Genomic DNA, 19,724 nt, shown 5'->3' on the forward strand with positions numbered 1-19,724 from the left:
AGATAAAACACTCAATAACAGATCAATTCTGTTTTAATAATAGTACATGAAAATAAATGAACAAAAAATAAAATCGATAAAATAATGGTATATAATATACAATCTGTCTCGTAGTAACCCTCTATCTTTTTGGTATCCCGTATGTGTGGGAGGGGATGTGTGCTTAGTCTGGTCCTCGCTACTTTAGTTCTGCTTTTGTGTATTTGTCGTAAGTACGGAGACAGTGCGTGGAGAAGTTGTGTTAAATGGGAGGTAAGCAATGAAAAGATCTTATCATTCGGTAAAAAGGCGGCAGCCGCGAGCCAAAGCGGTACGGTTATCTAGTGCGGTGTTTCTGTCTGCAACACTTGCGGTATTGCCTGGCATCAATGGCTTTGCCCGCGCCGATTCGAGCGACCAAGTGCCGGATATGCATTTAGCAGGGCTTACACTGATAGGTTTGACGTCTGCAGGGACGGCCGTTCCCTTGCAGACAGACCAACCATTTACACCGAGCGATGTGGGGTATACCATCACGGTTCCTAGCGAAATTCAGTCCATTGAGGCAGTGCCTTCCGTAGCCGACCCGAATGCAGTGTCGATTGTCGTCAACGGTACGATGGTACAGAATGGTCATGCGTCAACGCCCATCTCCCTGGTTCAGGGTCAGACCAACACATTTGGAGTCTCGGTTGTGTCAAAGGCGCCCTTTGCCAGCCACTCCTATGTGTTTACTGCGTATCGTGAAAAGGCCACGGAGCACCTGTTACACAGCCTCAGCATCCAAGGAGGTACGCTCGGGACGGAATTTGCACCGCGGACGTTGTCTTACTCGACTAGTGTGGATTACAACCAAACCAGTATCCGGGTGACAGCCGCACCGGTTTCGCCGTCGGATACGGTCACGGTCAATGGAATACCGGTCGCCGCTGACGGTTCTGCAACAGTACCATTGCAAGAGGGCAACAATAGCATTCATGTCACTGTGTCTTCGGCAGACCCATCTCAGGGAAGCACAACCTACACTTTATCTGTGTACCGTGCCACACATGATGAATTACAAAACCTCACTACGAACACAGGTGTGGCGATTCGTCCGTTTACACCAACCAATCGTACGTACGAAGTGGATGTGGCCAAGGATACGACACAAATTCAACTGACGCCGACTGCATTCGCATCCGACGCCTCCATCACGGTAAATGGGCAATCCATTCAAAGCGGCCAGCCGTCTCAGTCTTTGCCTCTCAAACCCGGAATGAATACGTTTGATGTAAACGTCAACGGTAAGACCGATTATACGGTCGCGGTCTATCGCGATCCGGGTGATGGGCATGTGCATGTTATTGATAATGGAAGTACAGTTACGATTCGCACCAGAGAGATCGTGGCTACCTTCGACAAGTCTTCATCTGTTTTAACTGAGCTTCATAAACCGGGAGACCGCGACGTTCTAGGGAAAGGTTATGGTTATTTCTTTTTAAACCCCACATATCAAGACGCAACGACCGGAAAATTCACGACGTTGAATTGGAGCCCTGGCACAGGGGATGCCAGTTTTCACATCGCCTCTCAAAGTGATGACATGGTTGATATATATTTCACGTTTGACAACAATACGCCGAACGATTCGCCCACGCGGAAGGGACCTATTGCTTACGAGCTGCACTTCGTTTTCCGTAACGATCAACCTGGGTTTTATGTCTACATCACCGCGCACATGCCAGAGAATGAGGCCTCTCTAACGCCGGGAATGTTGAATTGGGATACTGGGCAGGTCCGCTGGTCGATTCGTGCAGATGCGCAGCTATTTAAATACGTCCAGAATGAAGGACAGGCGCCCGATATGTTACCCAGTCCGGAGCAGGTCACGTCTCGTTACCAAGTCATGGACGCCACGTTCAGGCAACCGGATGGAAGTGCCTATACCAAATACCAGGACGTGGTGAGTGAGGCATATCAACACGTATTTGGCCTTTTAGGGCAACATTACGGCCTATGGTTCATCAAGGGTGGCAACGATTACACGAACGGACTTCCGAACGCCATTGAAATTGGCGCTCATCAGACGGATACCACACCCATCGTAAACTGGGCGCCATCGGCTGCACATTATGGCAGAAACGTGGGGCAACCTGCTCCTGGGTGGTCCCACATCTGGGGTCCCATCTTTGTTTACCTCAACGAGGGCCACGATTTATCGGCGATTTATCGTGACGCGGAAGATCAGGCGCGCGCACAAATCAGCCAGTGGCCTTACGCTTGGCTGACCAACCCGTTGTACGCAGTTGACGATCGCGGTACTGTCAGCGGAAAACTGACGATTACAGGCCATGTACCATCTGGTGGAGCGACAGTGATTCTCGCGCCTCCCAATACGAACACAGCGTCTCTGCCAGATCCAAACGTCGTGGTCGATCCGAACAAAGACTGGCAGCAAGAGGCGCTTGGGTACGTCTATTACACAAGGACCGACGCCTCGGGGCATTTTACTCTTCGGCATGTCCGTGCCGGAACATATACACTTTGGGCGTATCAGACTGGAACCTGGCAAGAATATGAGTACGATGGGGTACTGGTCCTTCCCAATCAGGAGACCGACTTGGGCAATCTGGTCTGGAATTTAAAACCAGAAGGCCATCTGCTCTGGCAGATTGGAAAGTTCGACCGGACGGCGGCGGAGTTCCGGTACGGTAGTCAATATCGCCATTGGGGCAACTGGTTGCGCTATCCTTTCGACTTTCCAAATGGGGTCAATTACTACGTCGGGCAAAGTGATCCGTCTACGGATTGGAATTACGTTCAGCCCTTGAATAAAACTCCGGGGGAACCGTATAACCTGCTGACCGTATTCAGCAACGATCCCGCCATATGGAATGTCCACTTCAAAGTCGCCGAGGTGCCGAAGGATAGTAAGGGTGTGTTGACGGTCGCCATTGCAGGACAAAGGTCACCAGATATCAAATTTGTACTCAATGGGACCCAGTTGGATGAATATAGCACGTCCTTGTCCGATTCCACGATGCCGCGCGTCGGGATTCAGGGTAATCTATATACCGTCTTGCAGATACCGTTTGACTCGTCCTTGTTGCATCCGGGTTCCGATAATGTGCTGTCTCTGATTCCTGGGCGGTCGCTATTGAACGCGCAAGGGCAGAGAGTCACCGATTACTATTCTTCCATATTGTATGATGCCTTGAGGATGGACCTGGTTCCCGTGCAAAAGTAAAGTGTTAAAACGTCCTGGTGTCCATCGTGCCAGATGACCGGCACCAGGGCGTCTCGTGTTTGAGTATCTGGCACTCCAAGAGGTCGCCATGTGATGTGTCTCATCTGGCAGGAGGCTGATGGAATGATACGATAAACGGAAGTGAGAAGCTCGACCCACAATTCACGAATCTGCAGTATGACAAAGCTGATAACCCACGTTCAAGTAGGATAATCAAATCAACTGGTACGCTGCTGTTTGGCGCGGTCTCTCGAGTCGGTGTTATCGAACTATAACGGATTCTGGTTCGGGTTTTGTTTATGACTGACCTCTTTGTTTGGTTTCTTTGTTCTAGGATGGGTTCATAGCTTATATCATGCGTATTATGTTTGAAAATGCGTGAACGAGGTGATATATTATATATACAAGCTGTACTGAACCTATTTCAACCTCGCGATTCGGATGGGAGCGAGTAGAATGTCAATACCCGTAACCGATTCAACAATGAAAGCGCACGCAGAGCGTCAAGTGAAGGCCACAAGTGCTTGGCAACGCATCCGGCGAGACAAATGGCTGTATATCCTCCTTATTCCAGGATCCTTATACTTTCTTGTTTTCAAGTATATTCCGATGTGGGGGGTTCTAATCGCGTTTCAGAACTTCGAACCATGGCAAGGCTTCTTTCATAGTCCATGGATAGGATTTACTAATTTTAGGTTGTTCTTTGAAAATCCGGACTTTTTCAGGCTGTTGAGGAACACCCTGCTTCTTTCGCTGTATAATATTGTGTTTTTCTTTCCTGCTCCAATCGTATTGGCACTCTTGCTCAATGAAGTGCGCAAGGCGTGGTTCAAGCGTACGGTGCAGACGATGGTGTATCTTCCGCATTTTGTTTCGATGGTTATTGTTGCGGCGCTAACGTATGTATTCTTGACAACGGATACAGGCTTTATCAATCAATTGCTTCAACATTGGTTCGGCCGCCAAGTGGACTTTTTAACGAATCCCGCTTGGTTCCGCCCGATTATCGTATTGCAAACCATCTGGAAAGAAACAGGTTGGGGGACAATCCTATTTCTTGCAGCCTTGGCTGGAGTCGATGTGGAACTTTACGAAGCGGCGATAGTCGATGGAGCAAACCGATGGCAACAACTGTGGCATATCACACTTCCAGCCATACGAAGCACCATTGTTATTTTGCTCATTCTTCGAATGGGTTCAGTTTTGGATAACGGATTCGAACAAGTTTATCTTATGACGAACGCCTTGAATCGCGATGTGGCAGATGTGTTTGATACATATGTCTACTTCGTGGGTATTACGCAGGGATCATTCAGTTACAGTACGGCTGTTGGGTTGTTCAAAGCTGTTGTGGGAGCCTTCTTAATCTGGACAAGCAATTATGTAGCCAAGAAGTTCGGTCAGTCCGGTATATTTTGAGCGTATGGACATGTAATCGGCTTGTGCAGGGGGGATGGGAGAGATGCGGACGCAAACCTTTGGCGGGAAAGCCTTTGATGTGTGTAATTATATGTTCCTCGCGATTTTTGCCCTTGTGACTGTGTTGCCGTTTGTATATGTGATTGCCGGTTCGTTGGCCAGTGACGAGGAAATCACGTCGCGTGTTTTCTTTCTTATCCCAGAGCATGTAACTTGGAATGCTTACCGGTATATTTTCTCTACTAACGCTTTGCCGCGAAGCTTCTTAATATCCGTGTATGTAACTGTATTTGGCACACTCATCAACTTGTTTTTCACAACTACCATGGCATACTCGCTGTCTCGGCGCGATCTCGTCGGCCGAAATCTTATCCTCAATCTTATCATCTTCTCTATGGTCTTCAGCGGCGGGATGATTCCGACGTACTTGGTTATTCGGTCCCTTGGCATGCTGAACACTCTATGGGCCATGATGATCCCTGGTGCCATCAGTGCCTTTAATCTCATCATCGTAAAGAACTTTTTTCAAGAACTTCCGCAACCGCTCATCGAAGCAGCAAAAATCGATGGCTGTTCAGATCTTGGGGTGTTTCTGAGAATCGTACTTCCTTTGTCCAAACCTGCCCTTGCAACTTTCGCCTTGTTTTATGGTGTCGGTCACTGGAATGACTTCTACAGTGCCCTGTTATACATCAATGATTCTTCAAAGTGGCCCCTGCAGATGCTTTTGCAGCAGGTTGTGATGTCGTCACAGATGAGCATCGGTGACCCTTCGCTGGCTATGGACCCAACTTTCACTCAACCCCCTGGTGATTCGATTAAGATGGCGGTTATCGTCGTAAGTACTCTTCCCATGTTGATGGTTTATCCATTCTTGCAGAAACATTTTGCGAAAGGTGTTCTTATCGGCGCCATAAAACAATGATTTGCTTCCGCTGTGGTACAAAAGCGGATGTCGCGTGTATAATCTGGTGTTCTCACGCACATTATTGTGCGTGATGACATATACCAAGAAATCTAAGGGAGGAGTTGTGTGTATGCATTTGCGGTCACGTTTGTCTGCGATGGTTCGGATGATGGGTATGAACGGATCGCCTACGGGCAAAAAAAGACGATTGCTGGCAGTCACAAGCACGATGGTGCCTGCCATCGCATTGATGCTGGTGTCGAATGGTCCTTCAGTGGCGGCAAAGGACGGGCAACCATTTCACATTACCATTATGACAGATGCTTTTAACATCGACCATGGTGCACCTGACAATCCAGTAATTCAGGCACTGGAAAAGTACACGAATACGCAGATTACCATTGAGTGGGTTCCAAATACAAATTACGAGGACAAGGTGAACGCTACTCTTGCTTCCGGAGATTTACCACAAGTTATGTTGATCTTGAATAAAGACGGATCGTTCATCAATGCGGCAAAATCAGGTGCATTCTGGGACTTGACCCCTTATCTTAAAAACTACCCGAATTTGAGTCAAGCAAATCCAACGATATTGCAGAATATTTCTGTGGATGGTAGAGTCTACGGGATCTATCGTTCGCGTCCTTTAGGTCGGAATGCTATCATATACAGGAAGGATTGGCTTAAAAATCTTCATCTTCCCGTACCCAAAACCATCGACGATTTCTACAAGATGCTCTATGATTTCACTTATAAAGATCCGGATAAAAACGGAAAGAACGACACATATGGTATGGTAGTGACCAGTTACACAGGTCCTTGGGATATCATTCAAACTTGGTTTGGCGTGCCAAATGGATGGGGATTTGACAAGACAGGTAAGCTCATTCCTGCTCAACTGACACCGGAGTATATGAACGCTCTGAATTTCTTCCACAAATTATACGTACAACATCTGGTGAATAAGGATTTTGCAGTTATGCCTCCTGACCAATGGAATACGCCCTTTATCAACGGACAAGCAGGAGTGATTGTGGACGCAGCTGATCGTGCCAATCAGATTGTGAAGGCTAATCCAAAGCTTGCCGATAAAATTGGCATCTTAGGTGCCGTGCGAGGTCCTGAAGGCTTACGTACACTCGGAACATCTGGATATGCTGGATTTTATGTCATTCCAAGGAAATCTGTACCTACCTTATCCGATTTGCAAAAGGTGTTGGCTTTCCTTGACAAGCTGAACGACAAGTATGCGCAAAATCTGTTATGGAATGGAATTGAAGGACGGCAGTACAAGCTGGTTAAGGGTTATGTGCAACCTATCAATACGAACAATGTGACGATCCACAATGAAGTGAATGATCTGAACCAGTTATTGATGGGAATTCCGACAAATCGATATTATACGACTGAACCAACACCGACGTCAAAATTAGTGAACCAAGTCATGGCACAGAACGCTAAAATTGTTGTACCTAATCCAGCAGCCGGACTCTACTCGCAGACATACGCACAGCAAGGAACCCAATTGGACAATATCTTGAATGACGCGCGTATTAAATACATCGTGGGCCAGATCGACGCGAATGGATGGAAGAACGCGATTAGCCTTTGGAGGAAGAGCGGAGGCGATCAATACATTAAAGAGATAAACGAGGATTATCAGTGGGTAAAGAAGCATGGCCATCTGAAGTATCTTGCATTGAAGTAAGCAATGAATGAATGAACGGGATGGTTCGAGGAGGGGCGTTTCCCCTCCTCACTAATTTCAACTCTAGTGAAAGTTCATCCAGTTGGAAAGAGAGGTAGGAGAGCGGCGGTGTTGAAGCTAAGCTCGACGCCCCTGCAGTGGCTGGGTCATTTGCGTCCAAATCAACCATGCGGAGTGACATTTGGTGTTCCCTGGCCACGCGGGTTCTTGAACGATACTCGTGTGTTGCGGCTAATCGATAGTGAGGATAAAGAAATTCCAATGCAAACTTGGTGCACGGCTTACTGGCCTGACGGGAGCGTGAAATGGACTGCACACGCTGCAGTTTTCGGAGCAGAGACAGACGGGCTTTCCCTTGTTCTTGATACAGCTCGTGACAGTCAGCCCGGTGGCGTGCGTGACAGCATTCAAGTAACGGACATGGATAATGCGATTCAGGTGCAATCGGGGAATCTCTGCATCATTTTTTACCGAAACGGGACCAAGCTCTGTGATATGACTTGGGCAGACGGTAAGATGAGAGCGTTCTGTGATCTTGCAGTGTGCATGGAACGAGTCTTCTGTGTCGATGAAGGCCGTGTAGCAAAAGAAGTGCTGAAATTCATAAGTCATGTCGACGCTGCGACTGTTGAACAAAAGGGACCAATTCGGTGCGTAGTTAAGATAACTGGTTCGCATGTGCTTTGCAACACCCATGCGATGAGGCGCATTCCGTTCATTGTTAGATTTTATGTATATGCAGGAGTACAGGAGATACGAGTCGTTCACACATTCATTTACGACAGTGATGCCTGTAATGTCCACGATGAGTATTTACGCGGCGTTGGAATTAATATTCATACTAATTTGAATAATGATTTATACAATCGTTGTATACGAGTGGTAGGTGACAGTGGTGTTTTTTCTGAGGCTGCGAAACTTCTGTTAGTACGGGGCTTCGATCGAAATAATACTTGGTATCGGCAACAAATACGCTTTGGCCAAGTTGATATCACTGAATGGTGTGACAACGCGCGGTTTCAAGATGTCTTGAAAGACGCACCTGTTTGGGACATCTTTCAGGTCTTCCAAGATTCTAGTGAGCATTATGTGATTCGAAAGCGTACGAAACGCGGTTGCGCTTGGGTTGAAGCTGTTCATGGTCAACGAGCTCAGGGAACTGTGTATATTGGGGGAAGAGAGGGTGGCCTCGTTGTAGGTTTACGGGACTTTTGGGAAAAATATCCCCGTAGCATTGATGTTAAGGGACTCAGCCAAGAGCAGTCAACACTTACGGCGTGGTTTTGGAGCCCAAGTGCACCTGCGATGGACCTGCGGCACTATGATACGGTTCCACATGTCGTCTCGGCATATGAAGGGTTCAATGAAATGAGAAGTACACCTTATGGTATCGCGAATACCAATGAGGTCCGCATTTGGTTCATGGATGAAATACCTTCACGTAAGCAACTCATGGAAATGGCCAGGATGGTACAGACACCGCCGATACTTATTTGTGAGCCTGTGCGGTATAAGGATGCCGGCATATTTGGCAGGTGGAGTTTGCCCGACCGTACAACACCCATGCGGGACTGGCTGGAAGGATGCTTGGATAAGGCATTGGATTTCTACACGAACGAAGTGAAGCGACGACGATGGTACGGGTTCTGGAATTATGGCGATGTCATGCACACATACGACCCGGTACGCCATTGTTGGCGCTATGACATGGGGGGGTATGCGTGGCAGAACACTGAGCTTATTCCTAACTTATGGCTATGGTACACGTTTCTCCGAACGGGACGTGCTGACGTTTTCCGGATGGCTGAGGCGATGACGAGGCACACAAGTGAAGTTGACGTTTACCACTTGGGTTCCTATAAGGGGCTGGGATCTCGTCATAATGTTGTTCATTGGGGATGTGGATGTAAAGAAGCACGCATCAGCATGGCGGGACTGCATCGCATTTATTATTACCTTACCGCCGATGAGCGCATCGGAGATATTCTCGATGAGGTAAAAGATGCGGAGTTTGCCGTAGCTAAGCTCGATCCGATGCGCGCCATATTTCCGCCAGGGTCGTATGCCACTCATATTCGAAGCGGGCCGGACTGGGCGGCATTTTGTTCGAATTGGTTAACGCAATGGGAACGCTTCTTGGACGAAGGCTATCTTCAACGCATTCGCGAAGGTATTATGTTCTTTAAACAATTACCATTAGGACTGTGCTCGGGTCCGACGTTTGGCTACGATCCCACAGAGAATAGGATGCACCATATTGGAGATGACAACTATGACTACCACATGGTTGTGGCGTTCGGAGCGCCTGAGATTTGGATTGAACTAGCAGATTTACTGCAGGATGATGACTGGATACGCTTACTTGCGGACTTCGGGGAATTCGCTGTACTTCCTGAAGAGGAGAAGTTACGAAGAAGTGGCGGTAAGGTGGGCAATCGCCACTGGAACTGGCCCATGTTGTACGCACGCCTGGTGGCGTTTGCTGCAGTTCAACGACATAACGCTGCACTCGCTCAACAAGCGTGGCAATTGATTCTTTCCGAAGTGGAACGGATGCCTTTAGAACCTGTTGTCGTCCCAGAAGACGAGTGGGTACAGTCAATCGTTGAGCTACCGCAAGTTTCAACTAACCAGATATCTCAATGGTGTCTAAGTGTGATCGAGTGTCTTGAAATGATCCCTGAATATCTTCCGGAGCACTCGGTCAAGAAAGCAAAAGGATGAAGATATGACCTTATGCACTCAAGAGGCCGAGGGGGGTAACCCCGGCCCCTCTTTACGTATGAAGCATGTATGCGTTTTTGACCATCTCGACAATCTCCCGGCACCCTTTTTGCCACAGATCCCGGTTCATCACCTCCACTTCAATCGGCCCGTGGTACCCGGCGGCTTCCACCGCCTCGCGGATGCGCGGAATGTCGATGCAGCCTTCCCCCATCAGGCCGCGCGAAGTCACGGTGTCTGCCATGGGCACCACCCAGTCGTTGACATGAAAGCCGAAGATGTGGCCGCGGGCGCGTGCAATCTCGCGGTCGAGGTACGGGTCCCACCAGACGTGATAGACGTCAATCACGACGCCTACCCAGGGGGAGCCGAGCCGCTGCACGATGTCGTTCGCCTGTCCCAGGGACACGATGACGGAGCGGTCGGCGGCGAACATCGGATGTAACGGCTCAATGGCGAGGCGCACGCCGTGCTGTTCTGCGTACGGGATAAGCGCGGCGATGCCGTCTTCCACCATTTGGCGCGCCTCGTCGAGGGGGCAGCCGTTGGGCGGGCCGCAGACGAGGACCAGGACGTCGGTTTCCAGCGCGGCCGCCTCCGCGATGGCCCGGCGGTTGTCTTCGATGCGCGCCGCTCGCTCGTCGCGGGTGGGGGCGGGGAACATGCCGCCGCGGCAGAGGCTGGAGACACGCAGTCCGTAATTCTTGAGGATGCGGGCGCTCTCGGCGAGACCTGTCGCGGCGATTTTATGCCGCCACGGCGCGAACCACCCGATGCCGGCTTGGGCGCACGCGGCGGCTGCCTCCGCGAGGGTGTACGGCTCCGTCGTGGCCTGGTTGAGGCTCAGCCGGTTGAGGTCCAATGGACGGCGGGTCGCGGGCGTTTGGCGCCTCGGCATGCCGGCGGGGATGGCAAGCCCCGCCGGCTGGGCCGTGTGCTGTGGTTGCGAGGGTGCGGTCATGCCATCACCCCCGCCACGGCCAGCACGAGCCGCATCCGCTCGGCGGCACGCTCCACGTCGCGCAGGAGTCCGGCTTGGTCCGCCAGCCGGAAGATCTCGGCCAGATGGATGACGGATCGCATGCTCTCCATGCCGCCCACCATCCGGAAGTGGTCCTGGTGGCCGTTGAGGTACGCCAGGAAAACCACGCCCGTTTTGTAAAAGCGGGTGGGCGGGGCGAAGATGTGGCGGCTGAGCGGCACCGTCGGCGCAAGCCAAGCGTGGTATCCGTCGACATCGCCACGGTCGAGACAGGTGAGCGCGGCCGCCGCCGCGGGGGCGATGGCGTCGAAGATGCCGAGCAGGGCGTCGCTGTGGCCGGTTTCGTCGCCGAGGATCAGCTCGGCGAAGTTGAAGTCGTCGCCGGTGAACATGCGCACGCCTGCGGGCAACTGCCGGCGCATGGTGCGTTCGAGGTCCGCATCCAGCAAGGACAGCTTGATGCCCGCCACCTTGTTCCGCTCGCTGTGGATGATTTCCAGGCACACTTCCATCGCACGGCGGACGTCGGAGAAACCAAAGTAGCCGGTGAGGGCGGGATCGAACATGTCGCCGAGCCAGTGCAGGATGACCGGTTGCGACACCTGCGACAGGACGCGGCGGTACACGCGGACGTAGTCCGCCGGTCCCCGGGCCGCCTTGGCCAGCGCCCGGCTGGCCATGAGGATGACTTGCCCGCCACAGCGTTCAATCCACGCGCACTGTGTCTCGTAAGCGGCGATGACATCCTCCAAGGTGACGTTGGCGGACGGACGGAGGTGGTCCGTTCCTGCGCCGCAGGCGATGCGGCCGCCCACCGCCTGCGCCTCGGCGGCGGACAGGCGGATGAGCTCCTTCGCCGTTTCCCAATCGAGACCCATGCCCCGCTGGGCAGTGTCCATCGCCTCGGCGACGCCGAAGCCCAGCCCCCATAAATAGCGGCGGTAGGCCAGGGTCGCCTCCCAGTCGAGCCGGGCGGCGGAGGACGGATCGACATCGGCGAGGGGATGGGCGGTGACGTGGGCGGCGGCGAACGCCACCCGGGAAGAGAAGCGGGCCGTCTCCGGCAGGGACCGGGCGTGCCGGCCGGCTTCGTAAAGTTCAAGTTCTCCCTGGCGGTTCGGTAAACGGATGACGACAGGCATGGCTTTGCCTCCTTGGTTGTGACATCTCACAGGGTGGACGATGCAGGTGCCGCCAGCGCTTCCTCCAGGTCCGGCACGTCGATCCACCGCCGCTCCGCCCAGGAGCGCAGGGCGAGCTCCGCCAGCTGCACCCCCTTGGCACCGGCCAACAGGTCGTGCGGGTGCGGGGCATCCATCACCACGTGCTTGAGGAACATCTCCCACTGTGCCTTAAACGCGTTCTCCGGCTCCTCGGCCGGCGGCACTTCCACCCACTGTGCCCGGTAGTCATTCGCATCCGGCAGGTCCGGGTTCCAGACGGCCCGCGGCGTGTGGGCCCGGTGCTGGACCTTGCAGCGGCGCAACCCGGCGACGGCGCTGCCTTCCGTCCCATCCACCTGCAGCTCGAACAATTCGTCCCGGTTGACGCGGGTGCACCAGGAGGCGTTGATGTGAGCGATGACGCCACCCGGCAGTTGGAAGGTGGTGTAGGCCGCGTCGTCCGCGGTGACCTCGTACGGGCGCCCTTCCTCGTCCCATCTGCGCGGGATGTGGGTGGCGCCGATACAGGAGACGGCCTCCACACCTCCGAACAGGTGGTCGAGCAGATAGCGCCAGTGGCAGACCATATCGACGATGATGCCGCCGCCGTCTTCCTTGCGGTAATTCCAGGACGGCCGCTGGGCCGGGATGAGGTCGCCTTCAAACACCCAGTACCCGAATTCGCCCCGCACCGACAGGATGCGGCCGAAGAAGCCGCTGTCGATGAGCCGCTTGAGGATGAGGAATCCGGGGAGGAACAACTTGTCCTGGACGACACCCGTCTTGACGCCTCGCAATCGCGCCAAGCGGACGAGATCGAGCGCCTGTGCGAGGTTTTCCGCCACCGGCTTCTCGCAGTAGACGTGCTTGCCGGCGCGGATGGCGGCGGCGACGCTCGCGGCGCGCAGCGGCGTCGCTTGCGCGTCGAAGTAGATTTCGTAGAACGGATCGGACAGCGCGGCGTCGAGGTCCGTGGTCCAGCGGTCAATCTGGTAACGTGCGGCGAGCGCCCGCAGTTTTTGTTCGTTGCGGCCGACCAGGATGGGTTCGGGCATGAGTGTCTCGCCGTTTGGCAAACGGATGCCGCCCTGCCTGCGGATGGCCACGATGGACCGCTCCAGGTGTTGGCGCGTGCCCATGCGGCCGGTGACACCGTTCATGATGATGCCGATGCTTTTCATTGCGGCGACCTCCTGTTCTCACTTCCAGCACACCCCGGATCGGAGTTGCACAATCGTTTGTGATATTATATAAAATATAACTATCAAAATGAAAGAGAAGGAATCCAACATGGAAAACCTGGCGTTCACCAAAAATTACGCGACCAAACAGGAGGTCGTCTATCAAGCGCTGCGGGATGCCATCATCCGTGGCCAACTCAGGCCCGGCGAACGCTTGCTCTTGCGCGATCTCGCCATGCGCTTCGACGTCAGTCCCATTCCGGTGCGGGAAGCGCTGCGCCTGCTCCATGTGGAAGGCTGGATTGAGCACAAGCCGCACGTGGGTGCGGTGGTGTCGCCGCTGTCGGAGGCGTCCATCGTCGAAACGTTCACGCTGAAAGAAGGGTTGGAAGGCGTCGCGGCCCGGGTTGCCACGGAGCGGATTGGCCCCGGACAACTGGCGGAGCTGGAAGCGATGTGGAAGGAGATGGACGACATCCTGCGCCGCGAGCAGTACGATTTATGGGGAGACATGAACGAGCGGTTCCACCGCAGCATCGCCAGCTGCACCGGCATGCCTCTGCTCGTGGAGATGACCGAGCGCATCATGCTGCGCTGGCAGCGCATTCGCAACCACTTCTTCAAGGAAGTGTTTGTCGCCCACCTCATCCCTTCGCATGAGGAACACCGGGCGATTCTCGACGCCATGCGCCACGGGGCGGCCGCGGAGGCCGAACGCTTGGCGCGGGCGCACAACCGCACCGCCCTTCAGTGCTACATGGCCTACCTTCACGGCGAGCCGATGCCGTGTGCACGCAGGGAATAGGCCATCATCCGGAACGAAGGAGACGACGGGCATGGGGAGTACGTTTCGTTTTGCCGTCATCGGCGGCGGGGCCATCAGCCGCACGCATGTGGAGCAAATCCGCGCCATCGACGGCGCCCGGGTGGTGGCCGTGGTGGATGTGGACGAGGCGCGGGCGCGCGCGTTGGGCGAGCGGGCCGGGGCGCCGTGGTATACCGACTACCGCGAGGTCCTGCGGCGGGACGATGTGGACATCGTCACCATCTGCACCCCGAGCGGCACGCACGGCGAGATCGCCATCGCGGCCGCTCGGGCCGGCAAGCACGTCATTGTGGAGAAGCCGCTCGACGTCACCCTGAACAAGGCGCGTCAGGTGGTGGAGGTCTGCCGCAGCGAGGGTGTGAAACTGTGCGTCATCTCCCAGCACCGCTTCGACGATGCGACCATCCGCGTGCGCGAATGGCTGGCGCAAGGAAAGCTTGGGCGGCCTGTCTTGGTGGAAGCGGCCGTCAACTGGTACCGGCCGCAATCCTACTACGATCGCGCTCCTTGGGCAGGCACCTGGGCGATGGACGGGGGCGGCGTGTTGATGATCCAGGCCCTGCACACCATCGACGTGGTCCAGCACCTCGTCGGCGACGTGGCGGAGGTGAGTGCGTACACGGCGACGGCGACGCACGCACGCATCGAGGTCGAGGACGTCGCCGTGGTGGCGGTGCGTTTTGCCAACGGCGCACTGGGGACCATCGCCGCGACCACCAGCGCCTACCCGCAGCTGCCGACGCGCATTGAGGTGTTTGGCACGCTCGGCACGGCGGTGATCGAAGATGACCTGCTCCAAAAGCTGTATTGCCGCGATCCCGCTTCCGACGAGGTGCCCAAAGAAGGCGTCGTCAACTGGGCGGAACAGGTCGGGCCGGGCCGGAAGGAATGGGGCTTGTCGCATCGGCGGCAGTTTCTCGACATGCTCGATGCCATCGCCAACGATCGCGAACCGGTGGTCAACGGGGAAGAGGGCCTCAAGCCGATGGAAGTCATCACCGCCATCTACGAATCGGCCCGGACGGGCCGCCCGGTGACGGTGGCCGAGGTGCGGGCGGCAGCCGGCATAACCACTGGAGCGTAACGCCGCGGGGGTCTGTCGCGCAAGGAGGAGAATGGTGTGGAAGCGTACCGGTTTCTGAAACCGCCGGCGGAGTTTCGCATCATGCCGTTTTGGTTTTGGAACGGCGACATGGACCCGGACCGTGTCGCCTGGCAGATCCGCGAGATGGCGGCACAAGGGGTCGGCGGGTTCTTCCTCTGCCCGCGCCAGGGGCTCGCCATCCCCTATCTGTCGGCCGCCTGGTTCGAGGCGGTGCGCCACGCGGTGGAGACGGCGGCCCGGCACGGCCTGAAGGTCTGGTTGTACGATGAATATCCGTATCCGAGCGGGATTGCGGGCGGTGAGGTGGTGCTGGAACACCCGGACGCGGTCCATCGCGTGCTTAAGCCGTACCACTTTCAACTTGCGGGACCCGCGGATTGGGAGGAAACCTTCCCGTTTGGCCGGGTGGTGTACGCCAAGGCGGCGCCGCTGGACGAGATGGACCGGCCGCGTTGGAGCAGGGCGGTGGACCTGCGCGGGTATTTCGGCAATCACCAGGCGGAGGTGGTGTTTCAAAAGACGGGGCTCACGCGGTACAACCAGAAGCGGTTTTTCACGTATGGTCCGGTGAAGCGCTTGCGGTGGCGGGTACCGTCCGGCCGCTGGCAGGTGTTGGTGTTCGTCGAGGAGGTGGTCCGGGACTTTAAGTATTATGGTACGTTCGTCGATCCGTGCCACCCCGAAGCGGTGCAGACCTTTTTGCGCCTGACGCACGACCGCTACGCGGAGACGGTGGGTGACTACTTCGGTACCATCGTGCAAGGGGTGTTCACCGACGAGGTCCATTACCTCGGCCGCATCCCGTGGTCGCCCCGGCTGCCGGCGTACTTTTACGAAATGTACGGCAGCCATCCCGCCGAATCGCTGCACTGGCTGGTGTCGGACGGGGCGGACGCGGCGGAGGCGGCCGCGGCGGCCCGCTTCCGGTACCGGTACATGCAGGCCGCGCACTTGCTGTTGCGCGAGACGTATCACCGGGCCGTCCGGGCGTGGTGCGACCAGCATGGTTTGATGTATGTGGCCGAGGTCCCCGCTCTGCGCATGTCGGGCCAGCTCTACAGCCACATTCCGGGCGGGGACTCCGCCCACGAGAAGCTCGGGCGTTCCTTGGCATGGATTCTCGATGAGTACACCGGGAGCTTCCGCAACGACCCCAAGGCGGTCAGTTCGCTGGCGCACCAGCTGGGCAGCCGGCGGGCGCTCATCGAGTGTTTCCACAGCGTCGGCTGGTCGATGACCTTGCAGGATGCCAAGTGGATGCTGGACAGGCTGGCGGCGATGGGGATCAATTTCTTCAATTTTCATGCGTTTTTCTATACCCTGGATGGGTTGGCCAAGCATGACGCGCCCCCGTCCCAGTTCTTTCAGAATCCGTATTGGCCCCGCTTTCGCCTTTTGGCCGACTATGCGGGCCGGCTCAGCTATGCCCTCAGCCAAGGCCGGCCTGGTGCCGTCCTGGCGGTCCTGACCCCCACCACCAGCGAATGGGCGGAAGGACAGGGTACGAGCCGGGCGCAGCAGCTGCGGGAGGACTGGCGATACTTGTGCACCGCCCTGGCGCAGGACCCGCTCGACTTCGACCATCTCGACCCCGAACTGCTGGCCGCGGCGCGCGTGGAAGACGGCTGCATCCGCCTGGGGGATGCGGTGTACCGCGCGCTGCTGCTGCCGCCGTTCACCCACCTGGAACAGGCGGCGTGGCACCAGATCCAAGCGTTTGCCGCGCAAGGCGGCTTGGTGTTGGCGGCCGGCCACCTGCCGGTGGTGGACGCAACAGAGGCGGGCCACGACGGCTTGGCATCGAACGTGGCGGCCTGGTTCGGCGTGCCGGCGGAAGGGATGGCGGCGTACTGGCAGCCGGGCCGCGCATCCTCGCCCGCGCCCGCGGCAGCACTGGCCGAGGGGGACGCGACTGCGGTGAACCCGGCCGCGACGGCGGCAAAGCCTTGTTGGTGGCGCGGCCCGCACCGCACGTACTTCCTCGCCACCGAGGGCAGTCTGCGCACAGCGAATGCGGCTTTGGTCCTCATCGAACGCCTGCGGCAGGAAGCCGGGCTTCCGGTGTACGCAGAGGGTCAGCCAGAGCAGCGCGCAGCCTGCCTGCTGCACCATCGGGTGTTGGCGGACGGATCGGGCTTGGTGTTTGTGTCCAATCAGGAAGGGCGCGAGGTGGCCTGGACGCTGTGCGTCACCGTGGCCCCCGGCGCGGGCCTGTCCGGGCAGGGCGATATGCTTCAGGCGAGCGGGCAGGCGGGAGTGCAGGCACAGGTGGAGCGGTGGGACCTGGAAGCGGGGACGCAAGCGCCATATCTGACCGAGGTGGCGGACGAGCGGGGCATCCTGCGCATACCGGTGCGGCTCGGCCCGTACGAGTCGGTCCTTTTGCGCTGGCGGACGGAAGCCGGAACCCGAGTGTTCGCGGAAGCCGGCACCCAAGCGGCCACGGAGGCAGGTACCCAAACGGCCACAGAAGCGCACCACCCGGTTGAGACCTCTGCGCAGACGCCAACACCATCGCCTGCAAAGGCCGGCGGATTGCCGCTTGCCGGGGGGCGGTCAGCGGAGGTTACGCCGCTGTCTGTGCCGCGGGCGCCGCGGCGGGTGCTGTGTGGAACGCCGCTCTTGTTGGACGCCATCGAACCCCTCATGCGCACAGGCGAGGATCTGCCGGTGGTGCGCGTGCCCTTGCCGTCCCGGTTGTCCCTCACGCTGCACCAACCCAACGCGCTTCGTCTCGGGCGTTTCCGCTTTGCCTGGCGGCCGGGAGCCGAAGGCCCAAACCCAACGTCCGTCCTTGCGGGCGCGGCGGCAGAGGGGCCGTGGGTCGAGGTCAAGCCTTGGCTGCATCAGGTGGCGGACGGCGAAGCCCCGGTGCTGCCGGTGTCGTTCCACCAGGTGTTCGGAACGCCGCTGCGCATAACCGTCCGCTATCCTGTCACCTGTGCCTATCTGGCGGAGTTTGACGTCGAAGTGTGTCCCGACGAGGTGTCGCTCCAGATGGACCAAGGTGCCATCCGCGGCGCGTGGCAGGTCTTTGTCAACGACCACCTCATCACGCGTGCGATGATGCAGCCTGTCTCTTCCTACGATCACGCCCGCATCGGGGTGGATGTCCGTCCCTGGCTGCGTCCGGGCCGCAACCGTCTGCTCGTGCTGGTGACGGCGGCGCAGGACAGCGACGGGTTGGTCGATCCGCTGTACCTGGCGGGCCGCTTCGGTGTCGTATACCGCGGCGGGGAGCCGGTGTTGACGGCCGTCCCGGCCGAGGTGGGTTTCTCGGCCCGCCCGCTGCCGGGGCTGCCGCATTACGCCGGCACCTTGACCTTGGCGGGCACGGTGGAGATCAAGGATCTACCGGATGCGGAGGTGTTTTGGCTGGCATGGGACGGGTGGCCGCCGGAATTTGCCGAGTGTGCCGAGCTGACGTGGAATGGTGTCGCGGTGGGCGTACGCCCGTGGGCGCCGTACCGTTGGCAGCTGCTGCGCAGCTTTGTGAAACAGGGTGCGAATCCATTCCAGCTGACCATCAGGACGTCGTTGGCGCCGCTGTTGGAGGGTATGTACTTTGATGCAAAGGAACACCGCATGCGCCCGGTGACGGACGCATGGCACGAGGGGGACGGGTGAGCGATGCAACTCGGATGTTGTTTGACGGCGGGATCGTTCGTGCCGCAGGTGGGTGCGGCGGCGCAGGACGGCAGGGTGACGGCCCTGCGCGAATCGTTGCAGGTGCTGCACGCCTGCGGGTACGATTTTGCAGAATTGACGGCCGGATTGTTGGCCGACCTCGATGAGCCTACATTTGCCGATCTGGCACAGGCCGTGGCGGCGGCCGGCGTGCCGGTGCGGGCGGTCAACAGCTTCATTCCGCCGGCGCTGCCGCTTGTGGGACCCGAGGTGGACCTGCCGCGGGTACGGGATTATGTGGAGCGGGTGATGGCGCGCGTCGCGGCCTTGGGCGGGGAGTGCATCGTGTTTGGCAGCGGCCGGGCGCGCAGCATCCCGGACGGGTTCCCGCATGAGCGGGCTTGGCATCAGTTGCGCGCGTTCCTCAGCCTGTGCGACCAACTCGCCGGCCGCTACGGTTTGGTGGTGGCGGTGGAGCCGCTCAACCGTGGGGAGACCAACGTGATCTTCACCGTCTCTGAGGCGATCCGGCTGGTGCGGGACGGCGATTGGGCGCACATCCGGGTCTTGGCGGACCTCTACCACATGCACTTGGAGCGAGAGGCGTTTTCCGTGCTGGACGGGGTGCAGGACTTGCTCGTGCATGTCCATGTGGCGAATGCGGAGCGCCGCGCGCCGGGGTTGCCGGTGGCGGAGGATGTCGATGTGCCGGGATTCTTCCGGCAGCTGCGGGCCATCGGCTACGACGGGACGGTGGCCATCGAGTGCCGGTTTGATGATTTCGCGGCGGAAGTCGGGCAGGCGGCCGCGTACCTGCGCAGCGCGTGGGCCCAGGCGGTCGATGGCCGTTAACCGGGTGTGGTGAAAGCGCTGC

At 57.1% G+C, this 19,724-nt stretch carries 12 protein-coding genes; 9 read left to right on the top strand and 3 right to left on the bottom strand.

What is annotated here, in order from left to right; translation table 11 throughout:
* Positions 1–259 precede the first annotated feature (259 nt).
* The 5 genes from IEX97_RS03590 (at position 260) to IEX97_RS03610 (ending at position 9,966) form a co-directional block, all read left to right on the top strand.
* Positions 260–3,208, top strand: a complete 2,949-nt coding sequence (locus IEX97_RS03590) for a cadherin-like beta sandwich domain-containing protein (RefSeq protein WP_188881182.1) — start codon at positions 260–262, stop codon at positions 3,206–3,208.
* A gap of 462 nt (positions 3,209–3,670) precedes the next feature.
* Positions 3,671–4,627: an ABC transporter permease gene (locus tag IEX97_RS03595; protein WP_373289388.1), complete on the top strand. Its 957-nt coding sequence runs from the start codon at positions 3,671–3,673 to the stop codon at positions 4,625–4,627.
* Positions 4,628–4,670: 43 nt separating this feature from the next.
* Entirely contained in the window at positions 4,671–5,552 is an 882-nt protein-coding gene (locus IEX97_RS03600; RefSeq protein ID WP_229776340.1) for a carbohydrate ABC transporter permease, read from the top strand.
* A gap of 112 nt (positions 5,553–5,664) precedes the next feature.
* On the top strand, positions 5,665–7,242 hold the full coding sequence (locus tag IEX97_RS03605; protein WP_188881184.1) for an extracellular solute-binding protein: 1,578 nt from the start codon (positions 5,665–5,667) through the stop codon (positions 7,240–7,242).
* A gap of 108 nt (positions 7,243–7,350) precedes the next feature.
* A complete protein-coding gene (locus IEX97_RS03610; protein WP_188881185.1) occupies positions 7,351–9,966 on the top strand; it encodes an exo-rhamnogalacturonan lyase family protein in 2,616 nt (871 codons plus the stop codon).
* 52 nt (positions 9,967–10,018) lie between these two features.
* On the opposite strand, the gene IEX97_RS03615 is transcribed toward IEX97_RS03610, so the two are convergent.
* From IEX97_RS03615 to IEX97_RS03625, 3 genes are read right to left on the bottom strand one after another with little or no spacing between them, the layout of a single operon-like run.
* On the bottom strand, positions 10,019–10,927 hold the full coding sequence (locus tag IEX97_RS03615; RefSeq protein WP_373289387.1) for a sugar phosphate isomerase/epimerase family protein: 909 nt from the start codon (positions 10,925–10,927) through the stop codon (positions 10,019–10,021).
* A complete protein-coding gene (locus IEX97_RS03620) occupies positions 10,924–12,090 on the bottom strand; it encodes a dihydrodipicolinate synthase family protein (RefSeq protein WP_188881186.1) in 1,167 nt (388 codons plus the stop codon). Before IEX97_RS03620 ends, IEX97_RS03615 begins: the two co-directional genes overlap by 4 nt.
* A gap of 26 nt (positions 12,091–12,116) precedes the next feature.
* The gene (locus IEX97_RS03625) at positions 12,117–13,292 is read right to left on the bottom strand and encodes a Gfo/Idh/MocA family protein (RefSeq protein WP_188881187.1); all 1,176 of its coding nucleotides are present in this window, start codon (positions 13,290–13,292) and stop codon (positions 12,117–12,119) included.
* Between the two features lie 109 nt (positions 13,293–13,401).
* Here IEX97_RS03625 and IEX97_RS03630 point away from each other — a divergent pair, with 109 nt between their 5' ends.
* Genes IEX97_RS03630 through IEX97_RS03645 form a run of 4 tightly spaced genes read left to right on the top strand, consistent with a single transcriptional unit; the run spans position 13,402 to position 19,702 of the window.
* Positions 13,402–14,097 carry a GntR family transcriptional regulator gene (locus IEX97_RS03630; RefSeq protein WP_188881189.1) on the top strand — a complete coding sequence of 232 codons (696 nt, stop codon included), beginning with the start codon at positions 13,402–13,404 and terminating at the stop codon, positions 14,095–14,097.
* A gap of 31 nt (positions 14,098–14,128) precedes the next feature.
* Entirely contained in the window at positions 14,129–15,202 is a 1,074-nt protein-coding gene (locus IEX97_RS03635) for a Gfo/Idh/MocA family protein (protein ID WP_188881190.1), read from the top strand.
* A gap of 36 nt (positions 15,203–15,238) precedes the next feature.
* Positions 15,239–18,850, top strand: a complete 3,612-nt coding sequence (locus tag IEX97_RS03640; protein WP_188881192.1) for a glycosyl hydrolase — start codon at positions 15,239–15,241, stop codon at positions 18,848–18,850.
* Between the two features lie 3 nt (positions 18,851–18,853).
* Complete coding sequence (locus tag IEX97_RS03645) at positions 18,854–19,702, top strand: sugar phosphate isomerase/epimerase family protein (protein ID WP_188881193.1); 849 nt, start codon at positions 18,854–18,856, stop codon at positions 19,700–19,702.
* Positions 19,703–19,724 lie beyond the last annotated feature (22 nt).

It is taken from the genome of Paenalicyclobacillus cellulosilyticus (assembly GCF_014647315.1).
GTDB lineage: Bacteria > Bacillota > Bacilli > Alicyclobacillales > Alicyclobacillaceae > Alicyclobacillus_J > Alicyclobacillus_J cellulosilyticus.